18 protein-coding genes and 1 pseudogene are annotated in these 18,602 nt (G+C 37.4%); 13 read left to right on the top strand and 6 right to left on the bottom strand.

Features of this window, described 5'->3' with window-relative positions; genetic code table 11:
• Positions 1-72 precede the first annotated feature (72 nt).
• From yidC to ACZ11_RS27170, 3 genes are all read left to right on the top strand, one after another.
• Entirely contained in the window at positions 73-834 is a 762-nt protein-coding gene (gene yidC, locus ACZ11_RS02485; protein ID WP_049663397.1) for a membrane protein insertase YidC, read from the top strand.
• A 55-nt stretch (positions 835-889) separates the two neighbouring features.
• Complete coding sequence (locus ACZ11_RS02490; RefSeq protein ID WP_049663398.1) at positions 890-1,138, top strand: hypothetical protein; 249 nt, start codon at positions 890-892, stop codon at positions 1,136-1,138.
• An 81-nt stretch (positions 1,139-1,219) separates the two neighbouring features.
• Positions 1,220-1,345, top strand: coding sequence for a hypothetical protein (locus ACZ11_RS27170; RefSeq protein WP_269079305.1), 126 nt, complete (start codon positions 1,220-1,222; stop codon positions 1,343-1,345).
• Between the two features lie 6 nt (positions 1,346-1,351).
• On the opposite strand, the gene ACZ11_RS02495 is transcribed toward ACZ11_RS27170, so the two are convergent.
• A complete protein-coding gene (locus ACZ11_RS02495; RefSeq protein ID WP_049663401.1) occupies positions 1,352-1,633 on the bottom strand; it encodes a hypothetical protein in 282 nt (93 codons plus the stop codon).
• Positions 1,634-1,942: 309 nt separating this feature from the next.
• Between ACZ11_RS02495 and ACZ11_RS02500 the strand changes: the two genes are divergently transcribed.
• Positions 1,943-2,719, top strand: coding sequence for a M15 family metallopeptidase (locus ACZ11_RS02500; RefSeq protein WP_049663402.1), 777 nt, complete (start codon positions 1,943-1,945; stop codon positions 2,717-2,719).
• A gap of 57 nt (positions 2,720-2,776) precedes the next feature.
• On the opposite strand, the gene cls is transcribed toward ACZ11_RS02500, so the two are convergent.
• The 3 genes from cls to ACZ11_RS02515 all read right to left on the bottom strand — a co-directional run bounded on the left by cls (position 2,777) and on the right by ACZ11_RS02515 (position 6,479).
• Positions 2,777-4,234, bottom strand: coding sequence for a cardiolipin synthase (cls, locus tag ACZ11_RS02505; protein ID WP_049663405.1), 1,458 nt, complete (start codon positions 4,232-4,234; stop codon positions 2,777-2,779).
• A gap of 195 nt (positions 4,235-4,429) precedes the next feature.
• Entirely contained in the window at positions 4,430-5,221 is a 792-nt protein-coding gene (locus tag ACZ11_RS02510) for a YwqG family protein (protein ID WP_049663408.1), read from the bottom strand.
• A gap of 97 nt (positions 5,222-5,318) precedes the next feature.
• Complete coding sequence (locus ACZ11_RS02515; RefSeq protein WP_049663410.1) at positions 5,319-6,479, bottom strand: MFS transporter; 1,161 nt, start codon at positions 6,477-6,479, stop codon at positions 5,319-5,321.
• A gap of 738 nt (positions 6,480-7,217) precedes the next feature.
• Here ACZ11_RS02515 and ACZ11_RS26495 point away from each other — a divergent pair.
• Positions 7,218-7,355 carry an Lmo0850 family protein gene (locus ACZ11_RS26495; RefSeq protein ID WP_169776064.1) on the top strand — a complete coding sequence of 46 codons (138 nt, stop codon included), beginning with the start codon at positions 7,218-7,220 and terminating at the stop codon, positions 7,353-7,355.
• A gap of 62 nt (positions 7,356-7,417) precedes the next feature.
• Here the strand turns inward: ACZ11_RS26495 and ACZ11_RS02520 are convergent, their stop codons facing one another.
• A complete protein-coding gene (locus ACZ11_RS02520) occupies positions 7,418-8,605 on the bottom strand; it encodes an FtsW/RodA/SpoVE family cell cycle protein (RefSeq protein WP_049663413.1) in 1,188 nt (395 codons plus the stop codon).
• 511 nt (positions 8,606-9,116) lie between these two features.
• Between ACZ11_RS02520 and ACZ11_RS02525 the strand changes: the two genes are divergently transcribed.
• Complete coding sequence (locus ACZ11_RS02525) at positions 9,117-9,869, top strand: hypothetical protein (RefSeq protein ID WP_049663415.1); 753 nt, start codon at positions 9,117-9,119, stop codon at positions 9,867-9,869.
• 79 nt (positions 9,870-9,948) lie between these two features.
• On the opposite strand, the gene ACZ11_RS27175 is transcribed toward ACZ11_RS02525, so the two are convergent.
• Positions 9,949-10,080, bottom strand: a complete 132-nt coding sequence (locus ACZ11_RS27175) for a hypothetical protein (RefSeq protein WP_269079306.1) — start codon at positions 10,078-10,080, stop codon at positions 9,949-9,951.
• Between the two features lie 376 nt (positions 10,081-10,456).
• Here ACZ11_RS27175 and ACZ11_RS02530 point away from each other — a divergent pair, with 376 nt between their 5' ends.
• The 7 genes and pseudogenes from ACZ11_RS02530 (at position 10,457) to ACZ11_RS02560 (ending at position 18,585) form a co-directional block, all read left to right on the top strand.
• Positions 10,457-11,536: a D-alanine--D-alanine ligase gene (locus ACZ11_RS02530; protein WP_049663417.1), complete on the top strand. Its 1,080-nt coding sequence runs from the start codon at positions 10,457-10,459 to the stop codon at positions 11,534-11,536.
• An 11-nt stretch (positions 11,537-11,547) separates the two neighbouring features.
• Positions 11,548-12,915 (top strand): UDP-N-acetylmuramoyl-tripeptide--D-alanyl-D-alanine ligase, encoded by a 1,368-nt coding sequence (locus tag ACZ11_RS02535; RefSeq protein ID WP_049663420.1) that lies wholly within the window; start codon positions 11,548-11,550, stop codon positions 12,913-12,915.
• An 86-nt stretch (positions 12,916-13,001) separates the two neighbouring features.
• Positions 13,002-13,694, top strand: coding sequence for an alpha/beta hydrolase (locus ACZ11_RS02540; RefSeq protein WP_049663423.1), 693 nt, complete (start codon positions 13,002-13,004; stop codon positions 13,692-13,694).
• Positions 13,695-14,044: 350 nt separating this feature from the next.
• Complete coding sequence (locus ACZ11_RS02545) at positions 14,045-15,610, top strand: DEAD/DEAH box helicase (protein WP_049663425.1); 1,566 nt, start codon at positions 14,045-14,047, stop codon at positions 15,608-15,610.
• Positions 15,611-15,955: 345 nt separating this feature from the next.
• Positions 15,956-16,435, top strand: a complete 480-nt coding sequence (locus ACZ11_RS02550; protein WP_082172639.1) for a PH domain-containing protein — start codon at positions 15,956-15,958, stop codon at positions 16,433-16,435.
• A pseudogene (locus ACZ11_RS02555) lies at positions 16,428-17,895 on the top strand (PH domain-containing protein). Before ACZ11_RS02550 ends, ACZ11_RS02555 begins: the two are co-directional and overlap by 8 nt.
• Positions 17,896-18,009: 114 nt before the next feature.
• Positions 18,010-18,585 carry a GNAT family N-acetyltransferase gene (locus ACZ11_RS02560; protein WP_049663431.1) on the top strand — a complete coding sequence of 192 codons (576 nt, stop codon included), beginning with the start codon at positions 18,010-18,012 and terminating at the stop codon, positions 18,583-18,585.
• Positions 18,586-18,602 lie beyond the last annotated feature (17 nt).

Here is an 18,602-nt window from a genome sequence, read left to right on the forward strand (position 1 = left end):
CTTGCTATTTGATAAAGATAGACCCGATAATGTATACTTCATTTTAGTTGATAAAAAATAGTAGGTGGAAAAATGAAAAAATTGAAGCTATTTTCAATGCTTGGAATCGCCGTTTTTGTTCTTAGTGGTTGTGAAGCTGTGCAAAACAAAGAAGGTTTTTTCTATAGTATCTTTGTAAAACCAATGGAATTTTTATTAGAATTTTTCGGTAACACTATTTTTTCAGGTAGCTATGGTTTAGCAATCATCGCTATTACGGTTCTTATTCGTTTAATTTTAATGCCGATTATGTTAAAAAATTATCGTTCGCAACAAAAGATGAAAATGAAAATGGATGCGTTTAAGCCTGAAATGGAAGCTGTTCAGAAGAAGATGAAGGAAGCAAAGACAAAAGAAGAACAAACGCAGTATCAACAAGAAATGATGGCATTATATCAAAAACATGGTATTAATCCACTCAACATGGGCTGTTTACCAATGTTAATTCAAATGCCAATTATCATGGGTCTTTATTTCTCCATTTTATATTCTACAGATGTGAAAGCACACGAATTTTTATGGTTTAGCTTAGGCTCACCTGATATCGCTATGACAATTGTTGCAGGTCTTGTATATTTAGTTCAAGCACGTGTATCTTTATGGACAGTACCAGAGCAACAAAAAGCACAAATGAAAATGTTTATTTATATTTCACCAATTATGATTGTCTTTATCTCGATGTCATCTATGGCAGCACTACCACTTTACTGGTCTGTCAGCGGTGCATTGTTGATTATTCAAACATATATCGGTCGAAAATTTTATTCGGAGCATCCGGAAAAAGTAAACTCATAAAATAATTTATGTCGAGGCGCTTATGTAGCCTCGATTTTTTTAGGAGGACAGCAAGATGAACATAAAGTGGTTAACATCTATTTTAGTCGCGATTTTTAGTATTGCGGCTATCGTATTTATTATCATGGGTAATTTTAATTTTGCGGTATTGGCAATGACTATTATGTTTGCCGTATCGAATGGTTTTAGGGCAAAAAGTTTTAAAGAGCAAGGGTATGTAAAAGAGGCAAAGTGGATGAAGTACATGGCAATCTTTTTCTCAATTGCTTCTATAGTAGTGTTTATTATTATTCTCACAGACTAATGATCAATTATGCCTCGGCATAATTGCGTCCGGAATCGACTTTGTGCTCAGGTCTGCAAATGTTTTTTGTGCGAAAGCGTAGTGCTAACGCAGCCGCAGCAACGTGTCTTTGTCTGTAGCGAAAGCGAAGCGACAGGTGCAGGTATTGGGACACTCGGTGAAAGAAGTTTAAAAATCATTGGTGAAAATCTACACCCTAAATTGTGAACAGTGCTAAAATGAGACTATACCAATATAGTGGATCATCGCCACAACGTGTGGTTGATTTCCGTTCCGACTGGGCTCTTTTGTCGCTGTCGCTTCGCTTTCGCACAGATAAAACATTGTCGCTGCCGCTTCGCTTTCGCACAGATAAAACATTGTCGCTGCCGCTTCGCTTTCGCACAGATAAAACATTGTCGCTGCCGCTTCGCTTTCGCACAGATAAAACATTGTCGCTGTCGCTTCGCTTTCGCACAGATAAAACATTGTTGCTGACGCTTCGCTTTCGCGCAAAGCAAAGCTTCCTGGGGGCGTCCGATGAGCCGCTTGGGGCAACAGATATTTTTTGCGCGAAAGCGAAGTGCTAACGTAGCGGCAGAAGCAGGATGTGCTCACTCCAGGGTCTCAATCCCCAAGGAGTCGCCAGTCTCCACTCCAATCAACTTATTCACATAGTAGACGTTTAACAAACGTATCCATAACTTTGGGTGATGAACTAATATAGTACAAAATAGTATCGGTACTTACTAGACTATTCTTTCTAAATTCTTTGAAAGAGGATACTTACTGTAGTACTGGATAACTTTAAAAGGGGTAAAAAAAGTGAAAAAGAAACGTTTACCACTCATCCTAGGTGCTTTAATTTCAGTGGCGCTTATTGTATCTATTTTCGTAGTTTATAACTATAAAAATAAACCGGTAAGTAATGCATCAGATGAACATGATCAACAAGCAGCGGAGCCAACTAAAAAAGATTCACCTGCAAAAGAAGAGCCGAAAAAAACAGCAGATAATCCTGTTAAGCCAGAACAGAAGCCAGATGAAAATGGCTATATCCCAAATCAAACATTACCAACTGAGCCGACATATATCAAAGGTATTTTATTAGCGAATAAAATATATCCTCTACCATCTACCTTTACGCCTGGAGAGGATCCTGAGGCACGTCAAGCTCTGAACAAAATGATTGCTGCAGCAAAACAACAAGGTTTTGATTTAGTAGCCTTTAGCGGCTATCGATCTTTTGAATATCAAACAACATTATATAATAATTACGCTAAACGTGATGGGCAAGCTGCGGCTGATCGCTATAGTGCTCGACCAGGTTATTCAGAGCATCAAACAGGTTTGGCCTTTGATATAGGGGAGAAAGGCAAAGATGATTTATGGTTAACTGAAGAATTCGGTGAAACACCAGCGGGGCAATGGTTATTTACACACGCTCAAGACTACGGCTTTATTTTACGATTCCCCAAAAATAAAGAAGATATCACAGGTTATATGTATGAGTCATGGCATTACCGTTATGTTGGTGTAGACATAGCAAAAGATATAAAAAAACAAAATATTACGCTAGAAGAATATTTAGGTGTGAAATAAAAAAGGGAAGAGAGTTGTTCATCATTAATGAACTAGCTCTCTTCCTTTTTCTACATTCTACAAGATAGGTGTTAATAAGCGTGAAATTGATTCTTTAAATTTAATCAGTGTAGAACGATTTTTGTACATTTCCCAAGTCAATTCAGTACAATCAAAAATATCCTTTTCAAACAGCTCAGCAAGCTGATGTGAAATCGTTGAGTTATAAATAAAGGCATTTACTTCAAAATTCAAACTGAAACTTCGTACGTCAAGGTTTGCAGTCCCGACTGTAGATGCTTCATCGTCAATAATAATTGCTTTAGCATGAATAAAGCCCTTCTCATAAATATAAACTTTTGCTCCTGCACGCAATAATTGTCCTACGTATGAGTATGTAGCCCAATAAACAAACATATGATCAGGCTTATTCGGAATCATGATCCTTACATCAATGCCTGAGAGCGTTGCAATTTTAATAGCTTCTAAAAAACTAACATCAGGTATGAAATATGGCGTTTGGATATATATATATTTTTTTGCCATATTGATAAGCTTTAAATAACCAATTTTAATTTGTTCCCATTCAGAATCAGGGCCGCTAGAAACGATTTGTAATCCTACATCGCCTTTTTTCGGAATAGCCGGGAAGTAACGGTCCGAATAACCCATTTTTTGTTGCTCGCTAGCTTGATTCCAATCAAGTAAAAAGCGTGTCTGTAATGGATGTACTGCACTACCCTCAATACGTAAATGTGTATCTCTCCAATAGCCAAACTTCTTTTGTAGACCAAGGTACTCATCCCCGACATTAAAGCCACCGATGTAACCAATACGGCCATCAATTACAACGATTTTCCGGTGATTTCTAAAATTTAAACGAGGATTTATAAGTGGGAAAATAGATGGGAAAAATACTTCGACTTCACCGCCTGCACTAAGCAATTCCTTGAAATGGCGCTTTTTAACGTTGCGTGAGCCCATTTCATCATATAAGATTCTTACCTTAACCCCTTGCTTTGCTTTTTTAATAAGCTTATCAATAATGCGTGTACCTAAGTCATCTAGACGGAAAATATAATATTGAATGTGAATATGATCTTTTGCTACCTCAATATCTTTCAGAAGTTGCTCAAATTTATTTGCACCATCATCAAAAATATCAATGTGGTTGTCCTGCGTTAATACTGCATTGTTTGTTTTAAGATGCATATAAATCATTTCTTTATAATTTTCCGCATTTTCTATACGAAACTCGAATGTATCATCTCGGATCGCTTCTGTCTGATAGCTAATGAGGTTATCGATACCAATATCCTTGCGTCCTTCCCAACGGAATAAATGTTTTCTCCGTAATTGTCGTCCGAATAGCAAGTATAAAATAAACCCACCTAATGGAATGAAAAATAGTACGAGAATCCATGCCCATGTAGAAGTGGCATCTTTACGCTCTAAAAAAATTATGACCAATGCTGCTAAAATATTGACAAACATAATTAAAGATACTAGAAATCCTAAGTCTGTAAAAATACTCATTCCTACACCTACCTTTACTATATTTTCGCAATATATCTAGTATAGCTTACTTTATATGTGGAAAGAAGATAAGAAATTGTTGGTAAGCGCGGAAAAGGATTACCTCCAAAACTAGAACGAGGTAATCCAAAATAATTTCGCCGTCGTGATTGTTGTAAGCTGCCACTTTTTCTTCGCACATTTGCCAAATGAAGATTAATAATGCTCCCATTGAAATAAAATATCAGAAAAATCTCCTTGAAGAAGCTTTTCTCGGTTAATGAAAAACTTCCCAACGCCGCTATCTGCCCACATAATACCAATTTCATCATTAGAGTCTATTTGGAGTAGCAATACATCATATCGTTTAAGGAGCTGAGATTCGTGACGGATATCTTCCTCTAAAAAATAGGCATAACCACCAATTTTAGCTCCAGCCCCTAAGAAGTGTTGTAAATAAATCTCACGTAAATCAACATCTTCAGATGAAGGAATTAAGTTTGGTAAATAGTGTATCGCGCGATAATCTAAAGCAGATACAGGTTCTTGGATCAGTTGAAATTGTAATGCTAACTCCTGGTGAATAGGGAACGGATCATCTGCTGTTTGTGCTAAAAACTCCTGACTAGGGACCGTAGCTTTAAAATTTACGGTAGGATAAAAACGTATTTTATAAAATTGCTGGAAAATATCCTCGTGATAATGATCAGCATTTACAAAAATATTAGATGAAATAAAAAATTGCAAGATACCCTCAGATGGGAAATCCTTCAGTGGTGGCATTTCTGCAAAGTTAATTTGAGCTAATAGCCGCATAGGTTCGCCTGTAATATCTTTCGGATATGCTTGGTGACAGGGTAAATAAGGTTCCCCTGCAAATTTACTTTCCGTAAGTGTAGTCGAACGTTTATACGGCGTGATAATTATTGCTGAAAGTAGTGTATCTTCAATTTCAAAACGAAACGATTCTAACTCTTTTGGAAGTAAAAGATTTGTTATTTCGTTCATGCAGAGGCCTCCGATATTCTGCTTCAAGGAGATAATATCCCTTGCTGTGTTCTATAAACCTCGAATTACTATTAAGTTACGGCTTTTTATCAACAAATTATTCAAGTCGTAAAGATTTATTTGATGCTTTAAAAATAAATATTAAACTTATAGAAAAGACTGCTACTGCTGCTGAAGTATAATAGCCTAGACTAGATTGTATCGTAAATAGCCAAGTGAAGAGTAGTGGACCTAGAATGCGTCCTAGGTTATCCATTGAATAGGAAAGACCCGCGGCAGTCCCATATTGACCACCAGATTCTTTAGTCGAAAGAGATACGACGCATGTTCTTGCGAGTGCATTTCCTGCTGTGAAAACACAAAGAGCAAAGCCTGCCATAAATAAGTTAGCTGTTAAAGTAAATAAAAGCATACCCATCGCTGTGACAATTTGTGCACCTATTAACCAAGTTGTCTCGCTTCCATTTTTAATACGTCTAACAACACCACCTTGAATAGCCGCATCTACAAAGCCACTAAACATAAACAAATAACCTATTTGTAACGGTGTAATTTGAATTCGACCAATTTGGAATAACTGGAACGTTGCTTCTACACCAGCCAGCATAAAAGTCACTAAAAATGAGAACATAAATAAATAACGCACACGGTACTGCAGCATTTTAGTCGCACCCTTTGGCACAATGGCACGTTTATTTGTATCTTTTCGTTTTGTAGGTTCTTTTAAAACGAAACTTGCATAAATAAATAGTAGTGCAATTAATGTTGCAGAAGCGATAAATGGCAGTTGCAGACTATAGTGTCCTAGCATTCCACCGATTGCAGGACCGAAAATAAAACCGAGCCCGATGGACATGCCCATGAGACCCATATATTTATTGCGATCCTCCTCACTCGACATATCTCCTACAAAGCCTGTCACGGCTGTGTAAAGTGCGCCTGAGAATAAACCACCCACAACACGTGAGAAGTACAACATTGCTAAATTATCAATAAATAAAGAGAAAATAACAAAGCTTAAGCTAAAACCAACTAGGCCCATTAATATAAGTTGCTTACGACCTACCTTATCGGACAGCATACCCCAAAATGGTGCAGTGAAAAAACTTGCAAGAGAGTACACTGTAAGTAGGCCACCTACGTGTATTTCATCCCAATTTTGCTGAACTACAACCTCGGGTAAGACAGGTATAATAATTCCAAACCCTAGGTAGACGAGGAATTGAACAGACATTAATAATAAAATTGCCTTTTTCATACAGTACCCTGCTTTCATATGATATTTTAGTATGTATATTCTACCTCTCTTGTTATTGTTATTACAAGAAGACGGAAGACAATTCGTTTTGCTTTCGCGCAAAAAACATTTGTTGGCCAAAAGCCTCCGGAAGCAATTATACCGAGGCATAATTGATTTGTTTAATGGCTCATTACTAAATTAGGGGACGACATTTGTTAATATGCATGACATAAGTAGAGAAACGGGACTAAAACAATGTATAAAAAACGGCAGACTGTTAACAATGGAATTAGATTGATACTTAAAATTAATGACAATCTTTAAAGTAACTAAAAGGACTCATTCCATTTTTAATTTTTTGTATCGATTGTCGCATAGTGTATTAAATTATCCCTGGGATATACTACTAGAGGGTATATCGATATTTTATATTTTTATGTTTAATTTTTTCTATTTAGTGGTAAATGAGTTTATAGGCATGACATTTATTAACACGTTATAGTTGATTGGAGTGGAAACTGGACGCCCCAGGAAAGCGCCCAGTCGGAACGGAAATCAATCCCACGCTTTGATTATGAGATGGTAAATAGTTATGTGAAGGAAAAATTTACATTGTAACAGAATTGAAAAATTTTATAGCAGAGTTAAATGGTATGATAGAAAGAGATTAACTCGTCAGACATCATACAGTTGCAAAAATGAAACTTTTTTGGAAATAAAACGTTATATAATCGAGGAAAGATTGAGGTGGAATGTATGAAAAAAGAAGTAGATTTGAAAAAGATTGTTTCGAATTTATCTAAGTTGGGTGTAACAGCCACTGTAACAAAGTCTCGACTTGAACTTTTAAAAGTGCTAAGACCACCAACGCAAACTCCGCAAGTTCAAGCTTAACTCGTTTTACAAATGAAAATGGGTAGTCTCGTATTTGAGACTACCCATTTTTTTATCCATAATTAATCATCATCATCGTGAGTAGTAAACATGTACGTACGATAGTGGAAACGCATACTGAAAACAAGTCCGACGGCTAGCGAGTTCCCCATCAATGAACTTCCCCCATAACTGATAAATGGTAGGGGAATACCGGTAATAGGTAATAGCTGAATAGTCATACCGATATTTTCAAATACGTGGAATGTAATCATTGCAATTATACCGGCACAAACATATGTTGAGAATGGATCTTTCAATAGTAGTGTAGTTTTTGTTAAATGATAGATTAATAAAAAGAAAATACAAATAACGATACTAGCACCAATAAAGCCCCATTCTTCTCCGATAACCGTAAAAATAAAATCGGTATGATTTTCGGCAACGTAAACCTCGCGACCGCGGAAACCTTTTCCGAAAATTTCACCTGAACCAATAGCATTTAAGGACGTAATTAAATGGTATCCATCACTAGAAGAATATGAATATGGGTCTAACCAAGAATAGATTCGAGCAAACTGATACGGTTTAAAGCCGAATGTTTTCTCTAAGAAACTCTGCATATAGAGTGCCATCCATATAAGAGTACCACCTACTGTAGCGCCACCTATTAAAGTTGGTAAAATAATTTTCCATGATATACCAGCTACAATGACGATAGCAGCTGTAATGGCAAAGAATACTAATGCCGAACCAAGGTCAGGCTGCTTCATAATAAGGGCTAATGGTAGTAACAGTGTAGCAGCGATTTTACCTAGCAATATAAAGTCCGTTTTTACTGACCTAAAAGAATAAACTTCATTGTGCTTACTAATAAGTCGAGCGAGTGCTAGAATGTAAAAGGTTTTCATAAACTCAGAGGGTTGAATATTCCCTAAAGGTGTCTTAAACCAGCTTTTTGCACCATTAATTTTTTCGCCGATTTGTCCTGGTCCTTCTGGCATGAAGATAAGCAGTACTAATAAGAAAATTCCTGCACCGTACATATACCAAGACATTTTTTTATATTGATCAGGTTCAAAAAACATAACTACTCCAATAATTACTGAGCAAATGACGTACCATTGCAATTGTTTAGGAACATAGTTAATGCCATATTGACCTGATGTTTGCGCCGACGAAATGGCTAACAAACTTATGACTAGGAAGGTTAAAAGTATTAAAGCGAGCGTCCAGTCAAAACGATTCGCGAAATTTCGTTTATTTTCCATACAAGCCACCTAAATTAATATAGTATCTCTTCATGAGTAAATTTGATTCGAATTAATTCCAATTCAATATGCTACCAAATATATTTAACTTCTTTCAACAAAAGTCTCCCACTTCTTTCGGTGGTGAGATGAATGCGGATTTAAGCTACCTTTCGAACACCCGCGAAAGAAGTTAAAGCCTCCGGACGCAATTATGCCAATGTATAATCGTTAAGGAGTATTCACCTTAGGTCAAGAGGTAAATATTGATACCGAAGTAATTGTGTAAACGAGGAGGCTCGATGCTTGTTTTTAGAATCCTCGCTGATATTTGTAAAAAATGAATAGAATTATATTTTTAAAAATTTGTTCATTCAGAGTGGTTAAAAACAGATATCCAATAGCATCTTTAACATTCATATTATACCGTAAAAAACAATTTTACGCCTGTGAATATTGTTATGACGATTATTAGCATAAAATGTTTCAAAAAATTCATGTTTAGTTTTATAATGTAGTGAAGAATGGGGTGATGGTTGTGGCTAAAAAATTAAAGTCAGCTGAAGATTTTATGTACCATGTTTATGTTCATATGAATGATGTCGATAAATTTGTTATTTTTAGCGGGCTTAAATTCTCGCAATTTGTGGCTGCACTTGAACCACTGCATCACTTACTGTTATTGAAACATTCCTATGAAGATGGTTCCTTTAATATGCATACACAGTTTGATTATATACCAGAAGAGGAAGTATCTAAGTTTGTAAAGAAAGCTACTGAATCCAAAGAATTGTGTTGGATAGACTTTATGGATGAGAAGAGGCTAGACCAACTAACACCGATGGAACAAGGAGAATTGCTTTACATAAGTCATAAAAAGGAGCCGATTACTTCACCATTTTTTAATAAATTACAAAATCGATTTGTCTACTATTCTTCAGACTTAGAGAAAATGACTAAAATTTATTTTCGCCATTTAAGTGATTCTGATTTACTTCTTGCGAATGTTTTAAACAGTTTGATTCGTGAAAAGGAACGTAGCACTGGTTTTTGGAGACGGAAAGTGAAATCGAGTATTCCTTCTATTTCACCTGAGTTTTTGCGTGCCTATCGTTCTTTTACTAAAGACGGAGCGCTGTTATCGTTGTATCGAATCGAAAAGCCTAAAGTAGCTTACGGTATCGAAATTCGTAATCTGTCAGAATACTCCTTCCCTGATGAGGTATGGGATGATTTAAATACAATTTTGAAAAATGAGCACGATGAATTGATTTATATTATTTAACTTCTTTCAGCGAATGTTCTTTGTAGCGAAAGTGCAACGTTAGCTACAGGTATCCAAACACTCGCTGAAATAGAGGAACTCAGTCTAAGAACGCCAAATCCTGTGGCAATTTATCTGTTGCTGCCGCTGCGTTAGCACTACGCTTTCGCACAAAAAACATTTGTTGCTGCCGCTGCGCTTTCGCACAAAAAACATCTGCAGGCATAAGCACAAAGCTGATTCCTGACGCAATTATGCCTAGGCATAATTGATCTATTCATTTGTACGTAGAATGAATATACTCTAAATCTCACCGTCAAAATTACGGTGAGATTTTTATCTTCATTTAGTAATTGTTTTATGTAGCGAAAGCAAAGCGACAGCTACAGCTACAGAAGACTCTCACCTTTAAATGTGATGAGTTGAATACGGATGTGGTACCTTTTCAGAGGGTATTCAAACACCAATTGAAATAGAGGATCTCAGGCTAAAAATTTCACATCCTCTCAAAATCTGGACTCAATTACGCCAAGGTGAAATTGATGTCATTTGTCAAGACGTTTCATGATAAACTAATAGTACTCAAGAAGTATGTGGAGGGCACAAAAATGAAAAAAAGAATCGGTTTATTATACGGTGGAAAGTCAGCAGAGCATGAGGTGTCATTGTCGACAGCACGTGCAGTCACTGGAGCTTTGAATTTCGAGGAGTATGAAGTATATCCGATTTTCATTACACTTGAAGGGGAATGGCGCCGTGGTGAGCGTCTAAAAAAACCTGCAAGTACAATTGAAGAATTACAATTTGGTGATGATGCCACTATTTTAGAAAATAATATTACAAACTTTTTAATCGATAAAGATGGTGAATCTGTACAATTCGATGTAATTTTCCCATTACTTCATGGTACTAATGGTGAAGATGGAACTGTTCAAGGTTTACTTGAGGTTTTAAATTTGCCTTATGTAGGAAATGGTGTGTTAGCATCAGCAACGGGTATGGATAAAGTAGTTATGAAGCAATTATTTGAAATTGCCGGCTTACCACAAGTGCCATATACGTACTTCATTCGTAGCGAATGGGCTAATGAACAGGAGGCTATCCTTGCTCGTTGTGAAGAAAAGTTGGAATGGCCGCTGTTTGTGAAACCTGCAAATTTGGGATCAAGTGTCGGAATTAACAAGGCAACAAATCGTGAAGAATTAGTGAAGGCTATCGAAATAGCCTTACAGTATGATCGTAAAATTGTAATTGAGCAAGGTATTGTCGCTCGTGAAATTGAACTAGCTGTGCTAGGAAATGATTTCCCTGAAGTTTCTGTACCGGGTGAAATTAAACCAGTAACTGAATTTTATGATTATGACTCTAAATATAAAGATGGCTCAACCGCCCTTATTATTCCAGCAGAGCTTCCTACTGAAACAGTTTCAAGCTTACAGGAGCTAGCAAAGCGTTCGTTCAAAGCTATTGATGGAAGCGGTTTAGTTCGTGCGGACTTTTTTGTGACGGGCGATAACAGCATTTATATTAACGAAGTGAATACAATGCCAGGTTTTACACCTGTTAGCATGTATCCTCTTTTATGGCAGCATACAAATGTAAGCTACCCAGAGCTGATTAATCGTCTGATTACACTAGCAATTGAGCGTTTTGAAGAAAAACAACAGCTTCACTATAAAAAAGACTGAGTGGGATTATTGTGAAAAAAACATTAAAGCAGTTAGCTACATGGTTAAATGAAGATGTGCCAGTTTTTGGTGATACGGTCGTATCAGGAATTTCCATTGATACACGTACAATTCAACAAGGGGACCTGTTTGTACCATTTCGTGGTGAGACGGCCAATGGACATAAATTTGTTATGCAGGCTTTTGAAAAAGGAGCAGGTGCTTCTCTTTGGCAGAAAGATGAACCAAATCCACCACAAGGTGTACCATTACTCTTTGTAGATGATCCAGAATTAGCGCTTCAGCAAATGGCTCGTGCCTATCGCAGTGAGCATAAAGCAAAATTTATTGGTATTACTGGTTCAAACGGTAAAACATCGACGAAAGATATTTTAGCAGGAACGCTAACACCATTTTTTAAAGTACAAAAGACAATTGGGAATTTTAATAATGAACTAGGTTTACCTATTACGGTTTTACAGCTAGATGAAGATACTGATGTCGCTGTACTTGAAATGGGAATGAGTGGTTTTGGTGAAATAGAATTTTTAACGAGGCTTGCTCGTCCACATATGACAGTGATTACAAATATAGGCGAGGCTCATATGCAAGATTTAGGCTCACGTGCAGGAATAGCTAAAGCCAAGTTTGAAATAATTCAAGGAATGCAACCGGATGGAGTGCTATTTTATGATGGAGATGAACCGCTGCTTCAAGAACTAGTTGCGAAAGAGCAGCAGCTAAATGCAGTGGCATTTGGTTTAGAGCATAGCAATCTATTGTATGCAGACAGTATTGAAGCAACTGCTGATGGTAGTGGCTTCTCTACACATGGTGTGATTGAAGGTGATTTCTTTATTTCCGTTCTCGGGAAGCATCAGGTGAAAAATACATTAGTCGCTATGTTAATATCTCAAAAGCTAGGTTTAAACGATGACCAAATTCGTGCATCCTTAAAACAAGTAGCTCTTACGGATATGCGCATGCAACAAGTGAATGGATTAAATGGGGCATTGTTTATTAATGATGCATACAATGCTGCACCTACCTCTATGAAGGCTGCTATTCAATTTGTAGCATCGACAACGATTCGCCCAGAAAAATGGCTTGTGTTAGGTGATATGCTTGAACTTGGACCAAATGAAAAGCATTTCCATGAAGATTTATCGAAGGATATTCGTGCAGAAGAAATCGCTTATGTATGTTTATTTGGCCCACGAATGGCTTATTTAAATGAAGTCTTAAAAGAGCGTTTTGATGAGGAACATTTGCTATATGTTGAGGATGATTATACGCCAATTATCGAAAAACTACAGCAAGCTAACGAGGAGTCTATCGTTTTACTAAAAGGCTCTCGTGGTATGAAATTAGAAACAATCTTACGTACGTTTACGTCATAAAATGAAACAAGGAATCGGTGGGACATTCTCTCGCCGATTCTTTCAATTCTTGATTTAAATGAGTTACACATTTAGAGGTGAAAATAATGTCAGTAGGTGTGTTATGTATACATGGATTTTCAGGCGGACCTTATGAAGTAGAACCTTTTACTACCTATTTACGTACGCATACAAATTGGCTGATTGAAGAACCTACTTTGTCAGGGCATGGGGAGGAATTACAAATGCGTGGTTACACCGCTAAGCATTGGTTAATGGATGCCGAGCTCGCTTTTCGTGCTCTTGCTAAAAAAGTAGATGAAGTAATAGTAGTTGGGTTTTCAATGGGTGGCATTATAGCGCTTTATTTAGCTAAACGTTATAAAGTGAAAAAGCTTGTTTTACTAAGTGCTGCTGCCAAGTATGTGAGTCCGAAGCAACTGGTCAAAGATTTTAAAGTGCTTGCCACTGAGGCGTATCATCGTAATCTGTCTAATAATGAGCTGTATTTACGATACCGACATAAGTTTAATCATGTGCCACTATCGTCAACGATAGAATTCATGAAGCTTGTTCGAATGGTGGAGCCGTATTATAAGGATATTAAAGTTCCGGTGTATATTGTACAAGGAAAATTAGACGGAATAGTGCCATATCATACCGCTCAATTTTTATATGATCAATTAACCTCAAACGATAAAACTTTGTATATTTCTGATAAAGGGAAGCATCATATATGTTATGGTGAAGATTACTCTGAATGGTTTTCTTGCGTTTTGTCGTTTTTAAAGAGTGCGTAAAGTAGTCAGATTATTACGACTCATGCGTTATCGTTGCATACGTTTTAATCCCATGTTAGACTAGTGTAAGCAATGGATACATTTTGTGCGAAGACTCTTCATATTTGATTGAAGAGTACTTTTTTTTGAACACAACGGTTTTATTCTAAAGTGAATAATTACGACAGAATCAAACCGCTCGGTAAAGACCGGGCTTTCCTTTTCATATAAGAGAGCTCTATGTGACATCATATAGAGAAAAATTTTAAGTAACGGAAACGTTCCAAAACACAGGCTCGAATTTGCCGACAACTTCATCTGAAAATGTAACCATTTGTCAACTTAAAAGCAAAAAAAGGAGATTGAGAAGTTTGACAAATTTTTCAGAATTAAATATTAGCGAATCTACATTACGCTCAGTAAAGCGTATGGGATTTGAAGAAGCAACACCAATCCAAGAAGGTACTATTCGTTTTGCTATTGAAGGCCGTGACGTGTTAGGTCAAGCGCAAACGGGTACAGGTAAAACTGCCGCTTTCGGGATTCCACTTATCGAAAAAATTGACCCAAAAAACCCTAATATCCAAGCATTAGTAATTGCTCCAACTCGTGAATTAGCGATTCAAGTTTCAGAAGAGCTATATAAAATTGGTTATGATAAACGTGTGAAATTATTATCAGTTTACGGTGGCCAAGAAATCGGCCGTCAAATCCGTGCGCTGAAAAATAAACCTCAAATTATCGTAGGTACACCTGGTCGTATAATTGACCATATTAATCGTCGTACTTTAAAATTAGAAGATGTTCAAACATTGGTACTTGATGAAGCTGATGAAATGTTAAACATGGGCTTTATCGATGATATTAATTCAATCTTAGAAAATGTGCCTTCTGAACGTCAAACATTATTGTTCTCAGCAACAATGCCACCAGCAATCCGTAAAATTGCTGAAACATTTATGCATGATCCAGAAATCGTAAAAATTAAAGCGAAAGAATTAACAGTTGATAACATCGATCAATATTTTGTGAAGTCTGCTGAACGTGAAAAATTCGACATTTTATCTCGTTTATTAAACGTCCACCAACCAGAACTTGCTATCATCTTTGGACGTACAAAACGTCGCGTGGATGAGCTTGCACAAGCGTTATCAATTCGTGGTTACCTTGCTGAAGGAATCCATGGTGATTTAAGCCAAGCGAAACGTATTTCTGTGTTACGTCAATTTAAAGAAAATAAAATTGATATTCTTGTGGCAACAGATGTAGCTGCTCGTGGGCTTGATATTTCTGGTGTAACACATGTTTATAACTTTGATATTCCTCAAGATCCTGAGTCTTATGTTCACCGTATTGGTCGTACAGGTCGTGCAGGTAAATCAGGACTTGCAGTAACATTTGTAACACCACGCGAAATGGGTTACCTACGTATTGTAGAAGAAACAACGAAAAAACGTATGACACCACTTCAACCACCAACATCGGACGAAGCTTTAGTGGGTCAACAACGCCTATCTATGGAGACACTAGAAGGTCTTATTGCGAACAATGATTTAGGTGATTATCGTATACTTGCGACAGAATTACTTGAAAACCATGATGCAATCGATGTTGTAGCTGCTGCACTTCGTTCATTAACAAAAGAGCCAGATGACTCGCCAGTAACAATTACTGAAGAACGACCATTACCAATGCGTCGTGAGCGTTCTGGTAACCGTGGCGGAGGAGATCGTGGACGCGGCGGTAATCGTAACTTTAACGGACGTCGTGATGGCGGACGTGGCGGAGATCGTCGTGGAGGACGCGGCGGAGAGCGTCGAGATGGCGGACGCGGCGGAGAGCGTCGAGATGGCGGACGCAGCGGAGAGCGTCGAGATGGCGGACGCCGTGAAGGTGGACAAGGTCGTTCACGCGCACCACGTCGACACGAGGACTAACTTTAACTTTATCTTCATCAAAATGATTAAACCTTACAGTCAAAGTGCTGTAAGGTTTTTTTTACTTCTTTCAGCGGGTGTCCAAGCACCCGCTGAATAGAGGAACTCAGTCTAAGAACGCCATGTCCTGTGAAACACATTGCTGCCACAACGTTTCGCTGCGCTTTCGCACAAAAAACATTTGCTGCTGTCGCTACGTTTCACTGCACTTTCGCACAAAAAAATATGCAGGCCTAAGCACAAAGCCGATTCCGGACGCAATTACGCCAAGGCGAATTTGATATAATTTGAAACAAAAAGATAACTGATTACGTATACGTAGTTAAAGAAAGAGAGGGAATGAAATTGAGAACAGAGCCAATGCATAAAATTTCCAGGAAAGGGTTAACGGTGTGGCGTTTATATGGTGTATTACAAACGTTATTACTTTTGATTGTAGCGGCGGCCGCATGCTACGGCACCTATTATTTTGAATGGCCATCATTTATTTATTTCATTGCAGTTGCTGTAGTCATACTTAGTGCTGTCTTATCTACTTATCTATTTCCAAAGATAAGATGGGAACGCTGGCGCTACGAGGTGCGTGACAATGAGATTGAGGTGCAACATGGTTTATTCGTTGTTAAACGTACACTTATTCCAATGGTTCGCGTACAGCATGTTGATACGACGCAAGGACCGATATTAAAAAAATACGGTTTAGGTAATATTTCAATATCTACTGCAGCAACTGTACATACAATTCCTGCACTTGTGATGGACGAGGCTGATGGACTTCGAGCACGTATTTCGGAATTAGCAAGGGTGGCGGAAGATGATGTCTAAGGAAATTAATCGTTTACACCCGATCTCGGCTATTATTACAAGTACGAAAGCATTAAAAAGTATGATTTTCCCGTTGGTTATTATTATTATAACTAATGGTTTTCACTTCTCCTTTAATTTCCATAGTGATAATTTTTGGCGGACGATTTTCTTATTCGGTATATGGGGAGTAGGGGCCATACTTGCGTTTGTTAGTGGCATTGTTAAATGGCGTACCTTTGTATATTGGTTTGAAGATGGTGAATTGCGTGTAAAGTACGGTTTGTTCGTTAAAAAGAAACGTTATATCCCATTTGAACGTATTCAGAGCTTAAATTACAATGAGGGTATTTTTCATCGAATATTTGGCTTAGTAAAAGTTCAGGTTGAAACTGCGGGAAGTAAGGATAGAAAGCCTGAGGTAGAGTTGACGGCTATACGTAAGGCAGCGGCAGATGTAATAGAGCTGGAAATGCGCCGTGCAAAGAACCAAGTAAATGAACAGATGAATGATGAACATTCGCTAATAGAGGAAGTACCAGTTCCAACTATTTATCATATGTCGATACGTGATTTACTTATATTGGCCATAACTTCAGGTGGAATTGGGGTCGTTTTGTCCGGGGTAGCAGCAATCATCTCTCAGCTTTCAGATATAATCCCATATGAAGAGATTTTTAACGAGCTAGCTGATTTTGCGAAAATTGGTGCATTTTTAGTTGCACTAACTGTGATAGTCAGCCTTATTGTGGCATGGTTTGTGTCATTTGTTATTACACTGATCAATTATTATGAATATACAGTCCGAATTGAAGATGAAAAGCTTATTATTACAAAAGGGCTAATTGAGAAGAAGCGAATTACTTTACCGTTAAATAGAATTCAGGCGATTCGTATTGTAGAGAATCCAGTGCGTCAATTATTTGGCTTTGCAACAGTTGTTGTTGAAAGTGCTGGAGGCAATGGTGAGGAGGGGAAGGATAAAAAAATTACTCTGTTCCCTCTTAATTAAGAAGCAAGATTGCTTGGAAACGCTAGAGCAACTTTTCCCGGATATAAATTGGCGACCAGAATTTATTTATTCACCAAAACGAGCTCGTTCAACTTTTTACCGAATTGATTTTGTTTGGCTCATACCTATAATTGGTGCAAGTAGTTATTTCTTATATCCGTATGGACTACTTTCTTTATTATTAATTCCATTAACAATATTAATTGGTATTTGGCAACATAAAGCAGCTGGTTATATGATAGATGGAAAGCAACTAACTATGCGATATCGTGTGTTCAGTCGTATAACGTTTTTTATGGAGAAAAAACGTATACAATCTATTGGGACTACTCAAACGTATTTCCAAAAAAGAAAGAAGGTTATGACTGTAAAAGCGACGGTCATGTCAGGCATGACTGGTATGACAGGGAATGTACGAAGCTTAGAGCAGCAAGATGCTGAAACAATATTATCTTGGTATGAACATTGAAAGTAGTGGTTTAGCTAATCCTTACAATTAATAGGGGGGATTAGCCTTTTTTAACTATAATTATGGAAAAATACTGTTTATAATAGAATAAATCAAACAAAAGGGGTGGTAATTTTGTTTAAATATGATATTAATAAGAACACGTATTTAAAATTGTTGGATTTAAGTGACGTAGATGAATTATTCGAGTTGACGGATCGTTCAAGGGATACGTTGCGAGAATGGTTACCTTTTGTGGATGATGTGAAAACAGTAGCGGATACAGAGCGATTTGTAAGAGATGCGATGCAACAATACGCGGATAATAATGGCCTACAAGCGGGGATATATTATGAGGGGAAACTTGCGGGAGTGATTGGCTACCATCAAGTGAATTGGCAGCATAAATGGACAAGTATCGGATATTGGTTAGGTAAGGAATTTGTTGGTAAGGGCTTAGTCACAAATTCTATGAAAGCATTTATTGATTATGCTTTTAGCTATCTGAAGTTAAATCGCATTGAAGTGCGAGTAGCGGTAGGAAATATTCGAAGCCGCACAATTCCGAAAGTGTTAGGTTTTCATGAAGAGGGACGTTTAAGAGATGCGGAGTGGCTTTATGATCATCATGTAGACCAAGTTGTCTATGGCTTAACAGCAGTTGAATGGAAAAAAATAAAGGCAGCGAAAGAGGATACGGTAGCACTTTGAAATAAAATTGACGAATT

This window comes from Lysinibacillus xylanilyticus, assembly GCF_001183605.1.
GTDB lineage: Bacteria > Bacillota > Bacilli > Bacillales_A > Planococcaceae > Lysinibacillus > Lysinibacillus xylanilyticus.